Source organism: Mycobacterium arosiense ATCC BAA-1401 = DSM 45069 (assembly GCF_002086125.1).
Classification (GTDB): Bacteria; Actinomycetota; Actinomycetes; order Mycobacteriales; family Mycobacteriaceae; genus Mycobacterium; species Mycobacterium arosiense.
The window spans coordinates 1-14,464 of the sequence record NZ_MVHG01000033.1; the positions used below are offsets into that span (position 1 = coordinate 1).

Below are 14,464 nucleotides of genomic sequence, written 5' to 3' on the forward strand. Positions count from 1 at the left end.
ACCCGGCGGGGCGATCTCTTTTCTGTCGACCCGAGGGTCTGACTCCAACACGCCGCGAGACGGCTCGAGACGCCCCGCCCCACAAACCCCTAATTCAGCAAGCTCCTAGGCGTTGAGCACCCGCTCGCCGATTACCCGCCGGTGACGCAGGTCGGCCACCTCGGCCTCGGACAGGCCCAGCTCGCGCAGGATCTCGTCGTTGTGCTGGCCGAGCGTCGGCGGGGCGGTGCGGTGGTGGCGCTGCGGTCCGGGCGTGATCCGAAAGGGCCAGCCGGGATAGCGATGCGGTCCGGTGGTCGGGTGTGCGAGCTCCTCGTAGTATCCGCGGGCGTCGAGCTGGCCCCCGACGAGCTCCGGGTCATACATTTCGTCTCCGGTGATCACCCGCTCCGCAGCGATGCCCTGCGCCTGCAGGGTTGCGACGATCGTCGCGGCGGTCTGCGTGCACGTCCAGGCGGCGACGAGCTCGTCGAACACGTCATGATCGATCGGCTGATCCGGCACCGACAGCGCCACCCACACGTCGTCGTCGGTCGGGTAGACGCCCTGCAGCCGGCCGCGCCGCCGGTTGCCCTCCCGCGGGCGCACCACACCGTTCATCGAGTAGTCGATCACCGGTTCGGCGGTCACCGCGGCCGCCACCTCGATCTGCGCGATCTCGACGAGCTGACCGGCGCCGGTGCGGTGCCGGTGCTCGAGGGCGGCCAGCAGCGCTACCCCCGCATGCACACCGACGATCGGGTCGGCGGGGCCCTGCGGGTTGCACGGCGGCCCGTCGGCGTATCCGGTCACCGCCGACATGCCCGACGTCTGTTCGAAGCTCAGCGCCCAGCCGACATAGTCGCGCCACGGCCCCCGCAGCCCGTACCCGGGCATCCGGACCACGATCACGTCGGGGTTCAGCGACACCAGCGAGTCGTAGTCGAGGCCGAACTGCTCGACCACTCGCGGCGAGAAGTTCTCCACCACGACGTCGGCCTGCGCGGCCAGTCGCCGGGCGATGTCGAGGCCGCGCGCCGACGTGAGGTCGAGGGTGAGGTCGCGCTTGTTGAGGTTGGTGCCCTGCCAGACGGGGCTGCGCTCGTACCAGTCGTCGCCCTCGTAGGCGAAGGCGCCCGAATAGCGGTGCCCGTCGGGCCGCTGGATCGACTCGACCTTGACGACGTCGGCGCCGAACGCCCCGAGGTAGCAGGTCAGATACGCCCCGGCCCAGAACGTGGTCAGATCCAGCACCCGCAGACCGGTGAACGGCAGCGGCCCCGGCGTATGCCGCAGCGATCGGCCGGCACCGGCCCATGTTGCGGGCCGCCTTCCCAAGCCGGGCGCCGGACAGGGTTGCGCCGCAGTGGTTTTCGAGAACCGAAACGGCGCCCCTGGGCGCCGGAATGACCCGGTTTCGACGAAGAACCCCCGCGCGGCGTATTGGGGACAATCGAGCACGGTCGCGCCGTCGTTGACCGGCGCGGCCGGAATGCGCAGGGCCTGCGCGAGTTCCACGATCTCGGCGACGGTCTGACCGGCCAGCACGGGCTCGGCCTTGGCGAAGAAGTCGTCGCGCTCCGGCCCGCCCAACATGATTGCGATCTGATGCTCGCCGAACTCGGGCAGGCCGAGCATGGCGCAGACGTCGAGCCAGTGCTGACCCGTCAGGCAGTTGATCCCCACCCAGCCGTCCGCGGCCCGGACGACACCCAGCATGGGCGCCGAGCGCAGGTTGGCGGGCAGGCCCAGGCGCCGCATCCGCTCTGCCATCAACATCGGGTAGGGCAGCGTCGAAAGCAGCGATTCCAACTGTGCGACATCCACTTCCGTGACCCGTCCGACGGCCGGCCGGCGCAGCGCGGTCAACGCGCCCAGCGCGCCGTAGGCGCCCGCCACGTACTCGGCGATCCGCGCGCCGACCTGAACCGGCGGGCGCTGCGGATCCCGGGCGCTGACCCACCCCGATGTCGCCTGCAGGGTGAGCGCCGTCGCGGACCGATGGCGCCACGGACCGGACTGACCGAACGCAGAAATGCGCAGTACCACCAGGTTCGGGTTGATCCGCTGCAGATCCTCGATGCCCAGTCCCCAGCCCTCCAACGTTCCGGGCGGGAAGTCTTCGATCAGAAGGTGCGCCCGCGCGATGAGCTCGCGCGCGGTGGCCGCGTCGCGGCTCGCCGAGAGATCAAGGGTGGCACCGCGTTTGCCGGCGTTGAGGTATCCGAACAAGCCGCCGCGGTCCGGGTCGACAACGCCGCCGGGAAACGGGCCCCAGCGCCGCAGCGGGTCTCCGGTAGGCGGCTCGACCTTGATGACCTCGGCGCCCAGGTCGACCAGGAGCTTTGCCGCGTAGGGACCCGAGATTTCCCTTGCGATTTCGACGACGTGCAGCCCCGCAAGGGGTCCCGTCACGCGGGGACCCCGATGGCCATCGGTTCCATGTATTGATGCAACCCGCCGATCCCGCCGCCCTCGCGGCCGAGCCCGCTGAGTTTGAAGCCGCCGAACGGCGCGCCACCGGGGCTGACGCCGTTGACCGCGATCTGACCCGTGCGGATCCGCCGCGCCACCCCGACGGCGCGGTCCACGTCCCCGCCCCACACCGCCCCGGACAGCCCATACTGCGAGTTGTTCGCGATGGCGACCGCGTCGTCGTCGTCGCGGTAGCGCAGCACGGTCAGCACCGGACCGAACACTTCCTCTTGCGCGATAGTCGAATTCGGGTCAACTTCGGACAGGATCGTCGGTTCGAAGTAGAAGCCGACGTCCAGATCGGCCGGCCGGCGCCCACCCGTCACCAGCCGCGCTCCGTCCTTCAGCGCGCCGGCGACGTGCGCTTCGACCCGGTCGCGCTGCGCCGAACTGATCAGCGGACCCATCTGCACCTCGGGGTCGGTGGGGTCGCCCACCTTGACCTCGCGGGCCAAGGCGGCGAGCCGATCGACGACGTCGTCGTGCAGCGAGTCGGGAAGCAGCAGCCGGCTGTGCAGGATGCACGCCTGCCCCGCGTGCAGCGAACAGGATTCGAACAGCATCTGGCGCAGCGTGTCGTCGGTGAGCTGCGCGTCGTCGAGGACGATGCTGGCCGACTTGCCGCCCAGCTCCAACAGGATTCGCTTCATCGTGTCGCCGGCGGCGGACATCACCTGGCGGCCCACCGCCGAGCTGCCGGTGAAGCTGACCATGTCGATGCGCGGGTCGGTGGTCAGCAGCTTGGCCGCCTCGACGCCGGATGGCGTGACGACGTTGACCACCCCGGGCGGGATGTCGGTGTGCTCGTCGATGAGCCGCGCCAACGCCAGCCCGGCCAGCGGCGTCAGCGGGGACGGCTTGAGCACGACCGTATTGCCCGCTGCCAGAGCGTGATTCAACTTCATAACGTTGAGGCAGTGCGGGAAGTTCCAGGGCGTCAGCACCGACACGACACCCAGCGGCGCGCGCCGCAACACGGTGGTCCCGGCGCTGATGCCGGTGACCTCCTGGTCGACCAGCTGGGTGGCGAGCTGGGCGGCGTGCATGGACATGAACCCGGCGCCGTCGATCTGCATGACGCGCTCGTTGGCGATGCAGCCCCATTCCGCCTGGGACAGGGCGAAGAAGTCGTCGGCGTGCTTGGTCAGCGCCTCGCCCAACTGGTTCAGGCACCCGGCGCGCTGCTCGGCGGTCATGGTGCCCCACGGTCCGCTGTCGAAGGCGCGGCGGGCGGCCGTGATCGCGTCGCCGACCTGGGCGACGGTCGCGTCCGGGGCGGTGGCGATGACGGCCTCGGTGGACGGGGACAGGTCGTCGTAGCGGCCGTCCTGCGGCTCGACCCAGTTGCCATCGATGTAGAGCTGATAGGTCTGGACAAGAGCGGGCGAATCGGCCATGTGCTTCCTCCGGTCATCTGATCACTTGGTGTACACCCCCGCGTCGCCCTCGTCAATCATCAACCAGCCGAATTCCAAGCTCGCACAATATTTGCGTGTCGTATTGACAGCGCGCGATCGCGCGGAGTAGACACAATCCGCAGGACAGATTGCGTCAATCTGTCGGATCGGTGTCCTGCGAGAGGGGCTTGCCGTGCAGACTCATCCGCCGCTGCGCTCGCCGAGCTTCCCGCTGCACTCCCCCGACTTCTACGCCGGCGATCCCTACCCGGCCTATCGAGAGCTGCGCGCCACCGCGCCGGTGTGCTGGAACGACGTCACCAACTTCTGGGCGCTGCTGCGCTACGAGGACATCCGGTTCGTATCGAGCAATCCGGCGCTGTTCACCTCGACCCGGGGCATCACGATCCCCGATCCGCAGCTGCCCAACCCGGTGCAGCTGGGCAGTCTGATCTTCACCGATCCGCCGCGGCACCGGCAGATGCGCAAGCTGATCAATTCCGGATTCACCCGGCGGCGTGTTTCGGTGCTCGGGCCGAAGGTCCGCGAGATCGTGCGTGGCATCCTCGACGGCATCGAACCCGGCTCCGTGCACGAGTTCGCCGAACACATCGCCGCCCCCCTGCCCACCCGGATGATCGCCGAACTGATCGGCGCCCCGCCCGACGACTGGGAGCAGTTCCGGGCCTGGTCGGACGCGGCCACCGGAACGGCCGACCCGGAGATCGAACTCGACCCGATGGTGGCGGCCGGGCAGCTCTACGAGTACTTCCAGAAGCTGATCGCCGATCGACGGGTGCGCCCGCGGGACGACCTGCTCTCGATGCTGGCCGAAGCCGAGATCGACGGACACCGGCTGACCGACGAAGACCTGCTCAACTTCGCCTTCCTGCTGCTGGTCGCCGGCAACGAAACCACCCGCAACCTCATCGCGCTCGGCACGCTGGCGCTGATCGCGCATCCCGACCAATACCGCCTGCTGGCCGAGGATCCCGCCCGCATCCCGCTCGCCGTCGAAGAGATGTTGCGGTGGAACAGTCCGGTGGTGCACATGGCCCGCACCGCGACCGCCGATGTCGACATCCGCGGCCAGCGGATCCGCGCCGGCGAGGTGGTGGTGATGCTGTATGGTTCGGCCAACCGCGACGAAGACGTGTTCGGCCCCGACTCCGAGGAGTTCGACGTGACCCGTCACCCAAACCCGCACATCGCCTTCGGTTGCGGTGAACATTCCTGCGTCGGTGCGCAATTGGCACGCCTGGAGGCGACGGTGATGTTCGACGAGCTGCTGCGCCGCTTCCCGACCATGGAACTGGTGGGCGACGTGGACCGGATGCGGGCCACCATGGTGCCCGGGGTGAAACGCATGCCGGTGCGGATGGGGGTCTGATGGATCTGGAGTACACGCCGGAACAATGCAAGCTGCGCGCCGAGATCCGCGCGACCCTACAGGCCGTGATGACGCCGGAACGTGTGGCCGCGGTCAGCGAACAGATGGAGGGCGGGCCCGCCGTGCGCGAATGCGTCCGCGCCCTGGCCGCGGCCAAACTACTGGGCGTCGGCTGGACGAAAGAATATGGCGGACAAGGGTTCTCGGTCATCGAGCAGTTCATCTTCGCCGAGGAAGCCCGCCGGGTCGGCGCACCCATCCCGCTGGTGACACTGAACACCGTCGGGCCGACGCTGATGCACCACGGCACCGACGAGCAAAAGCGGCAGTTCCTGCCGGCGATCCTGGACGGCACCGTGGAGTTCGCCATCGGCTATTCCGAACCCGGCGCGGGCAGCGACCTCGCCTCGGTGCGGACGACGGCCGTCCGCGTCGGTGACGAGTACGTGATCAACGGCCAGAAGATGTTCACCAGCGGCGCGGCCTACGCCGACTACATCTGGTTGGCCGTGCGCACCGATCCGGATGTCAAGAAGCACAAGGGCATTTCCATTCTGATCGTGCCGACCTCCTCGCCCGGATTCTCCTGGCAGCCGTTGCACACCATGCCGGGCATCTCGACCTTCTACACGTTCTACGACGACGTGCGGGTGCCGGTCAGCGCGTTGGTGGGTGCGGAAAACCAGGGCTGGCAGTTGATCACCACGCAGCTGAACTTCGAACGCGCGGCGCTGGGCAATCTCGGCGCGCTCGAGCCACTGTTCGAGAAGACCCTGCACTGGGCCGTCAGCACCGAGCTCGACGGCGGCCGCGTCATCGACCGGCCCTGGGTGCAATCGGCGCTGGCCCGGGTTGAAGCCCAAGTCGCCGCATACAAACTCGTCAATACGCGGGTGAACGCGGCGATATCGAAGGGGGTAGGTCGCGATGGGCTGCAGATGGGGCAAGCGTCGGCGGCCAAGGTGTTCGGCACCGAGCTCACGCAGCAGGTCGCCCGGGAGCTGCTCGAGGTGCTCGACGGCAGCGGCGTGCGGCGCGGCGCCGACGCCCCGCTGCGCGGCGCGCTGGAATCGGCTTATCGCCAGGCCGTCATCAATACCTTCGGGGGCGGGGCCAACGAGATTCAGCGTGACATCATCGCCATGGCCGGGTTGGGCATGCCCCGGGCACCACGCGACCTTCGGACCGCGACTTAGCAAGGAGGACAGACCGAGTGACCGACTCAGAAACCGTCAGCGCCAAGGTGCGGGCCCTCGTGGGCCAGCCGACCGGTGGCACCGGAAGGCCGTCGGTGGCGCCGGACCCGGTGAACCAGCCGATGATCCGGCACTGGGCGCACGCGATGGCCGACATGAATCCCGTTTACCTCGATCCGGAGTTCGCGGCGTCGTCTCGGTTCGGCGGCATCGTCTCGCCGCCGGTGATGTTGCAGACTTGGACCATGCCGTCGCCGAAGTTGGAGGGCATCGGCGAGCGCGGCGGAGCCCCCATCGAGATCACCAGCAACCCAACGGCGTTCCTCGACGAGGCCGGATACACCAGCACGGTGGCGACCAATTCGGAGTTCGAGATCGAGCGTTACCCCCGTTTGGGCGACGTGATAAGCGCGACGACGGTCTACGAGTCGGTCTCCGACGAGAAGAAGACGGCGTTGGGCACCGGATTCTTCCTGACCTGGCTGACCACCTACACCGATCAGAATGGTGAGGTGTTGGGGCGGCAGCGATTCCGGGTGCTGCGATTCAGGCCGGCCGGCTGATGGCGGCCCGTCTTGCCCCGGCGATCACCCGCGACACCGAGTTCTTCTGGAACGGGCTGCGGGAGAACAAGCTTTTGATCCAGCGCTGCGGTGGCTGCGGGCAGCTGCGTCACCCGCCCCGGCCGATGTGCCCGCACTGCCGCTCGCTGCGATGGGAGGCGATCGAGTCGTCCGGTCGTGGCACCGTCTACAGCTACGTCATGCCGCACGAGCCGAAGTTTCCGTTCTTCGAATACCCCTACATCGTCGTGCTGGTGGAACTCGAGGAGGGGGTGCGGCTGGTGTCCGACCTGACCGGCATCGATCCGGCCGACGTCAGGCCCGGATTGCCCGTCGAGGTCTACTACGGGACGTTCGACGGTTCCGGCTCCGAAGAACTGGTGTTGCACCAGTTCCGGCCGAGCACGTAGGCCCGTCATGGATTTCACCTTCACCGAAGAGCAGCAGACGATCGCCAAGCTGGCCCGCGACCTGTTGGAGCGCCGCGCCACGCCGGACCGGCTGGCCGAACTGGAAGCCGGCGACATCCGCTACGACGCCGCGCTCTGGCAAGAGCTGGCCGACGCCGACCTGCTCGGCACCGCACTGCCCGAGTCGGTGGGCGGCAACGGCGGCGGCTTTCTGGAACTCGGGGTGTTGCTGGCCGAGGTCGGCCACAGCGTCGCGCCCGTACCGGCGTACGCCACGCTGGTGCTGGGCGCCGACCCCATCGCCCGGCACGGCAGCGACGAACAGCAACGGCGGTTCCTGCCGGGCGTGGTCAGCGGATCCCGCATCCTGACAACGGGATTGGCCGAGCCCGGCCGCTCGGACCCGGCTCACCCGGTCACCACCGCGCGCCGCGATGGCGCGGATTGGCGCCTCGACGGCGTCAAGGAGCTGGTGCCGGCCGCTCAGGTCGCCGACACGATCCTGATTCCGGCCGCTGTCGACGACGGCACCGTGTGCCTGTTCCTGATGGGCGCCGACGCCGCCGGCGCCGAGATCCGCCGGGCGCCGACCACCAACGGCGAACCGCACGCGGACGTATTCCTGGATGGCGCAATCGTTTCCGAGGCGGACAGGATCACCGGCGACGGACTGGCCGAGTCGCTGCACACCCGGGCGTTGGTGGCGCTATGCGCGATCCAGCTCGGCGTCACCGAGCGCGCCCTGCGCATGGCCGCGGAATACACCACGACCCGCGAGCAATTCGGCCGTCCGATCGGCAGCTTCCAGGCGGTGCAGCAGCGAATGGCCGCCCCGCCGAGCGCGCCGCGCGGATCGCGAAATTCTGGGCCTCCGAGGCCGGCGCCCGGGTGGCCGCCACCGCCCAGCACGTCCACGGCGGCATCGGCATCGACGTCACCTATCCGCTGCACCGCTATTTCCTGTGGGCCAAGCACAACGAGCTGACCCTGGGCCCGGCTTCGGCGCAGCTGGCCCATCTCGGCGCAACCTATTCGGAAGGACACGCATGACGACGACCACCAACCGCACTTTGCAATGGCGAGACATTTCGGTCGGTGACGAGGTGACGCCGCTCGAAATCCCGATCACCACAACGATGATCGTCGCCGGCGCGATCGCCACCCGCGACTTCATGCCGGTGCATCACGACCGGGACTACGCCAAGCAGCAGGGTTCGCCCAACCTGTTCATGAACATCCTGACCACCAACGGCTACTGCGTGCGCTTCCTCACCGACTGGGCCGGACCCGAAGCGATGGTGAAGAACCTGTCGATCCGCCTTGGCGTGCCGTGCTTTCCGGACGACCCGCTGCGGTTCACCGGCAGCGTCACCGGCAAGACCGAAGGATCGGACGGCGAGAACTTCGTCGAGGTGACGTTCAAGGGCTCCAACAGCCTGGGCGACCACGTCTCGGGCACCGCGGTGTTCAGCCTGCTCGACGGGGCGACCGCGTGAGCCGGACGCTGCCGGGTGCCGCGGCCATCGTCGGGATCGGCCAAACGGAATTCTCCAAAGAATCCGGCCGCAGCGAGCTGCAATTGGCGTGCGAGGCGGTCAGCGCCGCCCTCGACGACGCCGGCCTGGCCCCCGCCGACGTCGACGGCATGGTCACGTTCACCATGGACTCCAGCGACGAGATCGACATCGCCCGCAACGTGGGCATCGGCGACCTTTCGTTTTTCAGCCGCGTCCATCACGGCGGCGGCGCGGCCGCCGGCACCGTCGTGCACGCGGCGATGGCCGTCGCCACCGGTGTCGCCGACGTGGTGGTGTGCTGGCGCGCCTTCAACGAGCGCTCCGGCTTCCGGTTCGGCGGCAGCGGACGCAGCATGGCCGAAACGCCGTTGTTCATGGCGCACTACGCGCCGTTTGGATTGCTCACCCCCGCGGCGTGGGTCGCGATGCACGCCCAGCGCTACATGTCGACGTACGGCGTCACCAACGAAGACTTCGGCCGGGTCGCGGTCGTCGACCGCAAGCACGCGGCGACCAACCCCGATGCCTGGTTCTATCAGCGGCCGATCACCCTGGAAGACCACCAAAATTCGCGCTGGATCGTCGAACCCGTACTGCGGCTGCTGGATTGCTGTCAGGAGAGCGACGGCGGCGTCGCGCTGGTCGTCACCAGCGCCGAGCGCGCCCGCGATCTGCGGCAGCCGCCGGCCATCATCACCGCGGCCGCCCAGGGCGCGGCCCACAACGGCGAGATGATGACCAGCTATTACCGCGATGAGATCACCGGGCTGCCGGAGATGGGCGTGGTGGCCCGCCAGCTGTGGCGTGATTCGGGCCTGCGGCCGCAAGACATCCAAACCGCCTTCATCTACGACCATTTCACGCCGTTCGTGTTCGCCCAACTCGAGGAGCTGGGATTCTGCGGGCGGGGCGAGGCCAAGGACTTCGCCACCGTCGAGCGGCTGTCGCTCGGTGGAGAGTTCCCCATCAACACCAACGGCGGATTGCTGGGGGAGGCCTACATCCACGGCATGAACGGCATCACCGAGGGAGTGCGCCAGGTGCGCGGCACATCCTACAACCAGGTCGACGACGTCGAACACGTGCTCGTCACGTCCGGAACCGGCGTGCCGACCAGCGGTCTGATCCTCGCACCGGCCGGCTGAGGGGACGTCATGCCCAGGCTCGCGCTGCTGACCGCCCACGGCGGGCCCATCGAGCTGGCCGAGTTCCCGTTGTCCACACCGGCGCCCGGCACCGCGGCGCTGCGGCTGCGGATGGCCGGCATCTGTGGATCCGATCTGCACATCTTCCGCGGTGAGCTGCCCCTGCCGTGCCCGTTCGCGATGGGCCACGAAATGGTCGGTGAGATCGCCGAACTCGGCGACGGGCTGACCACCGACGCGACCGGCAAACCGCTGGCCGTTGGCGATCGTGTGGTGGCGCCGTACTTCTGGTTCTGCGGCAGTTGTCACGCGTGCGCGCGGGGACGGGCGCACGCCTGCCAGAACCTGATGGCCGGCGAATACCGCACCCATGAAAAACCCCCGCACTTCGTCGCCGCCTATGGCGAGTACTACTACGCCAGCCGCCGGCAGCCGTTGTACAAGGTGCCCGCCGACCTCCCCGACGAAGCCGTCGCGCCGTTGAATTGCGCACTGGCGCAAGTGCTTTTCGCCTTGCGCGAGGTACGACTCGCAGACACGGTCGTCATCCAGGGCGCCGGCGGGCTGGGCATCAACGCCGCGGCCGTGGCCCGGACGGCGGGCGCCGCGGCGGTCATCGTCGTCGACAAGATCGCCGAGCGGCTCGACGTCGCGGCCGATTTCGGCGCGACCCACTGCATCGATGCCGGCGGGATCTCGGTGGCGGAGGTCACCGAGCAGGTGCGCAAGCACACCGACGGCATCGGGGCGGACTGGGTGCTCGAGGTCGTCGGCGTGCCGGGCGTCATCCCGGAGGGGATCGGGTTCCTCAACAACGGCGGGACGTTGCTCGAGGTCGGCAACGTCGGGATGGGACGGACCTTCGAGCTCGACCCCAGCTCGTTGGTCTACGGCAACAAGTCCGTGCGGGGCGTGATGCTCTACGACCCGGCCACCCTGGCCACCGGCCTGTCGTTCCTGCAGCACACCAGGTTTCCGTTCGAGCGGCTGATGCCCAAGCCGTTCCACCTGGCCGACGTCAACGCGGCGTTCGCCTCGGCCGACGCCGGGCTGGTGCCCCGGGGGGCGTTGATTCCGTGACGGCTCAGGCTTCTGCCTCCTTTCAGGAGACCTCCACGCGCGAGCTCATCGTGGAGTCGGCGTTCGCGTGCTTCGGCAAGCAGGGTTTGCAGAAGGCGACCATCGTCGACATCGCCAAACGCGCCGGCGTCTCCCGCAGCACGATCTACGAATACTTCTCCGACAAGGCCTCGATCGTCGAGGCGTGCGCCGAGCACGCGTCCGAACGGTTCTACCGAGAGATGACCAAGGCGATGGAGCGCGGCGGCACGCTGGAGGACAAGCTGTGTGCGGCGGCGGTTTTCGTCACCCAGGCGCGGCGGGTCATCGCCTCGGAAAAGTATTTTGACGAGGACGCCATTAGCCTGTTGCTGACCAAGGACGCCGCGGTGCTGCTGCGCGAATGCGTCGAGTTCTTCGCCCCCTACCTGGCCGCCGCCCGGCTCACCGGCGAGGTGCGCAGGGACCTCGACATCGAGGCCGCCGGTGAATGGTTCGCACGCATCCTCTTCTCACTGTTCAGCACGCCGTCCTCGACGCTGGACATGGACAATCCCGACGTGGCGGCGGAATTCGTTCGCGCCCACGTGGTGCGCGGCTTCGCCAGCGACCGGCCGCGGCCGCGACGCGGTTAACGGTTGCGTGTGAATCCTTGGCTTCGAGCGTGAATCCTCGGCGCATCTTATCGGCGTGTCACGGCCCGGCGTTCACACTCAAAGCCCAGCGTTCACACTCAACCGGCGCGCTGCGTCAGAGCCCGCAGGAAAAACGCGAAATTGGCCGGCCGCTCGGCGAGCCGCCGCATGAAGTAGCCGTACCACTGGGTGCCGAAGGGGACGTACACCCGCAGCTGGTTTCCGGCCGCGGTGAGGCGCCGTTGCTCGTCATCGCGAATGCCATACAGCATCTGGTATTCGAATTCGGCGCTGCGACGCCCGGTTTCACGCGCGATGGCGGGCACCGCGCCGATGATGTCCGGATCGTGGGAGGCCACCATCGGGTAACCGGAGCCGGCCATCAGTACCGAGAGGCAGGCCAGATACGAGTCGGTGACCTCGGCGGGTTTCCGGTAGGCCGCCGAGGCGGGCTCGTCGTAGGCGCCCTTGCACAGCCTGACCCGGGCGCCCGCGGCCGCGAATTCCGCGCAGTCTTCCCGGGTGCGCCGCAGGTACGCCTGCAAAACCAGGCCCAGCCGGGGAAACTCGGCCCGCAGGTCGCGCACGATAGAAAGCGTCGACTCGGTGGTGGTGCGGTTCTCGGCGTCCACGGTCACCCACACGCCCGCGCGCCGGGCGGCATCGCAGATCGACCACGCGTTGTCCCGGGCGATCTTTTCGCCGTCGCGTTCGAGCGACTGCCCCAGGGCCGACAGCTTGACCGAGACTTCCAGCGGCCGCACCGCAACGTCGGCCGCATCGAGCGCACCCAACCTGTCGATCAGGTCCAAGTAGTTCCGCACGGCCGCATCGGCGTCGTCGGCGTCTGCGACGTCCTCACCCAGATAGTCGATGCTGACAAGGCGTCCCGAGCCTCGCAGAGCGGCAACGGTGTTCAGCGCGGAATCCGTTGTCTCCCCCGGGACGAAGCGTCGCACCACACGACGGGTCATCGGTAAGCGCTCGGCGGTGCGGCGCAACCCTTCGCGACGGCTCGCGGCCATGATCGCCGGGCGCAGGGTGGTGGCGAACAGCCCGGTCATCAGTCGACGCCCATGTGCGGATAGGTGTGCTCGGTTGCCGGGATGAAGGTCTCCTTGATGGTGCGAGCCGACGTCCAGCGCAACATGTTCAGCATCGATCCGGCCTTGTCGTTGGTGCCCGACGCGCGCGAGCCCCCGAATGGTTGACGGCCTACGACCGCGCCGGTCGGCTTGTCGTTGACGTAGAAGTTCCCGGCGGCGAACCGCAGCCGGTCCTGCGCGGTCAGCACGGCCGCGCGGTCGTCGGCGATGACGGAGCCGGTCAGCGCGTACCGCGATCCGGTGTCGACCACATCGAGGATCCGCTCGTAATCGCCGTCGGGGTACACGTGCACCGACAGCAGCGGGCCGAAGTACTCCGTCGCGAACGACTCGTCGCTCGGGTCGTCGGACAGCAGCACCGTGGGGCGCACGAAATACCCCTCGCGGTCGTCGTATTCGCCGCCGACGGCGATGGTGACGTGTGGCGCGCCCTTGGCCCGCTCGATGGCGTCGACGTTCTTGATGAAGGCGCGCCGGTCGATCAGCGCTCCCCCGTAGTTGGTCAGGTCAGTGATGTCGCCGTAGCGCAGCGCGGCGGTCTTGCCCAGGAACTCGTCGCCCATACGGCGCCACACGGACTGTGCGACGAAGGCCCGCGACGCCGCCGAGCACTTCTGGCCCTGGTAGTCGAACGCGCCGCGAATCAGCGCGGTGCACAGCACATCCGGTCGCGCCGAAGCGTGGGCGACAACGAAGTCCTTGCCACCGGTCTCGCCGACCAGCCGCGGATAGCTCTGGTAGCGACCGATATTGGCGCCCACCCGCTGCCACAGGTGGGCGAAGGTGGCCGCCGACCCGGTGAAGTGGATGCCGGCCAACCGCGGATCGGTCAGCGCCACATCGGAGACGGCGAGCCCGTCGCCGGTCACCAGGTTGATCACCCCGGGCGGTAACCCCGCCGCCTCGAGCAGTTGCATGGTGAGGTAGGCCGACAACGTCTGGGTGATCGACGGCTTCCACACCACGGTGTTTCCCATCAGCGCCGGCGCGGTCGGCAGATTGCCGGCGATGGAGGTGAAGTTGAACGGTGTGATCGCATACACGAAGCCATCCAGGGGGCGGTAGTCGCTGCGATTCCATTCACCTGGCCCGCTGATCGGCTGCTGGGCCAGGATCTGTTGCGCGAAAGCCACATTGAAGCGCCAGAAATCGATCTGCTCGCACGGCGAATCGATCTCGGCCTGGTAAGCCGACTTGGATTGGCCGAGCATCGTGGCGGCGGCGATTTTCTCCCGCCACGGCCCGGCCAGCAGGTCGGCGGCGCGCAGGAACACCGCCGCCCGCTCATCGAACGGCATTGCCGCCCAGGCGCCTTTGGCGGCCATCGCGGCTTCGATCGCCGCCGCGGCATCGGCGTGCGTCGCGTTGGTCAAGCTGCCCAGCCTCGCGGCATGCCGGTGCGGCTGCACCACATCGATGCGCTCACCATCGCCCATCCGGTGGGTAGCGCCGATGACATGCGGGAGATCGATCGGGTTATCGGCCAGCAGGGCCAGCTCGGCGAAAAGGCGGGCGCGTTCCGGGGAGCGCGGCGCATAGTCGTGGACCGGCTCGTTGGCCGGCATCGGGACCTGAGTTATCGCATCCATGCT

General features: G+C 68.3%; 12 protein-coding genes and 1 pseudogene. 9 read left to right on the top strand and 4 right to left on the bottom strand.

The features are described from left to right. Nucleotides 1-105 precede the first annotated feature (105 nt). Both BST14_RS14580 and BST14_RS14585 read right to left on the bottom strand, forming a co-directional pair. The gene (locus BST14_RS14580; protein WP_083065066.1) at nt 106-2,394 is read right to left on the bottom strand and encodes a CaiB/BaiF CoA transferase family protein; all 2,289 of its coding nucleotides are present in this window, start codon (nt 2,392-2,394) and stop codon (nt 106-108) included. Further along, complete coding sequence (locus BST14_RS14585) at nt 2,391-3,851, bottom strand: aldehyde dehydrogenase family protein (RefSeq protein WP_083065067.1); 1,461 nt, start codon at nt 3,849-3,851, stop codon at nt 2,391-2,393. Before BST14_RS14585 ends, BST14_RS14580 begins: the two co-directional genes overlap by 4 nt. Before the next feature lie 193 nt (nt 3,852-4,044). Here BST14_RS14585 and BST14_RS14590 point away from each other — a divergent pair, with 193 nt between their 5' ends. The 9 genes and pseudogenes from BST14_RS14590 (at nt 4,045) to BST14_RS14630 (ending at nt 11,766) form a co-directional block, all read left to right on the top strand. Beyond that, nucleotides 4,045-5,241, top strand: coding sequence for a cytochrome P450 (locus tag BST14_RS14590; protein ID WP_083065068.1), 1,197 nt, complete (start codon nt 4,045-4,047; stop codon nt 5,239-5,241). Beyond that, the gene (locus tag BST14_RS14595; RefSeq protein ID WP_083065069.1) at nt 5,241-6,437 is read left to right on the top strand and encodes an acyl-CoA dehydrogenase family protein; all 1,197 of its coding nucleotides are present in this window, start codon (nt 5,241-5,243) and stop codon (nt 6,435-6,437) included. The genes BST14_RS14590 and BST14_RS14595 overlap by 1 nt, the downstream gene beginning before the upstream one ends. Before the next feature lie 17 nt (nt 6,438-6,454). Continuing rightward, nucleotides 6,455-7,000 (top strand): FAS1-like dehydratase domain-containing protein, encoded by a 546-nt coding sequence (locus BST14_RS14600; RefSeq protein ID WP_083065070.1) that lies wholly within the window; start codon nt 6,455-6,457, stop codon nt 6,998-7,000. Next, nucleotides 7,000-7,410, top strand: coding sequence for a Zn-ribbon domain-containing OB-fold protein (locus BST14_RS14605; RefSeq protein WP_083065071.1), 411 nt, complete (start codon nt 7,000-7,002; stop codon nt 7,408-7,410). Before BST14_RS14600 ends, BST14_RS14605 begins: the two co-directional genes overlap by 1 nt. A gap of 7 nt (nt 7,411-7,417) precedes the next feature. Continuing rightward, nucleotides 7,418-8,460, top strand: a pseudogene (locus BST14_RS14610) (acyl-CoA dehydrogenase family protein). Further along, nucleotides 8,457-8,906 (top strand): MaoC family dehydratase, encoded by a 450-nt coding sequence (locus BST14_RS14615; protein WP_083065072.1) that lies wholly within the window; start codon nt 8,457-8,459, stop codon nt 8,904-8,906. The pseudogene BST14_RS14610 and the gene BST14_RS14615 overlap by 4 nt, the downstream one beginning before the upstream one ends. Beyond that, on the top strand, nt 8,903-10,072 hold the full coding sequence (locus BST14_RS14620; protein ID WP_083065073.1) for a lipid-transfer protein: 1,170 nt from the start codon (nt 8,903-8,905) through the stop codon (nt 10,070-10,072). Before BST14_RS14615 ends, BST14_RS14620 begins: the two co-directional genes overlap by 4 nt. 9 nt (nt 10,073-10,081) lie before the next feature. Beyond that, entirely contained in the window at nt 10,082-11,152 is a 1,071-nt protein-coding gene (locus tag BST14_RS14625) for a zinc-binding dehydrogenase (protein WP_083065074.1), read from the top strand. Further along, nucleotides 11,149-11,766 (top strand): TetR/AcrR family transcriptional regulator, encoded by a 618-nt coding sequence (locus BST14_RS14630; protein ID WP_083065075.1) that lies wholly within the window; start codon nt 11,149-11,151, stop codon nt 11,764-11,766. The genes BST14_RS14625 and BST14_RS14630 overlap by 4 nt, the downstream gene beginning before the upstream one ends. A 98-nt stretch (nt 11,767-11,864) precedes the next feature. Here the strand turns inward: BST14_RS14630 and BST14_RS14635 are convergent, their stop codons facing one another. Further along, the gene (locus BST14_RS14635; protein ID WP_083065076.1) at nt 11,865-12,830 is read right to left on the bottom strand and encodes a proline dehydrogenase family protein; all 966 of its coding nucleotides are present in this window, start codon (nt 12,828-12,830) and stop codon (nt 11,865-11,867) included. Beyond that, the gene (pruA, locus tag BST14_RS14640) at nt 12,830-14,461 is read right to left on the bottom strand and encodes an L-glutamate gamma-semialdehyde dehydrogenase (RefSeq protein WP_083065077.1); all 1,632 of its coding nucleotides are present in this window, start codon (nt 14,459-14,461) and stop codon (nt 12,830-12,832) included. The genes BST14_RS14635 and pruA overlap by 1 nt, the downstream gene beginning before the upstream one ends. Between the last annotated feature and the right edge of the window lie 3 nt (nt 14,462-14,464).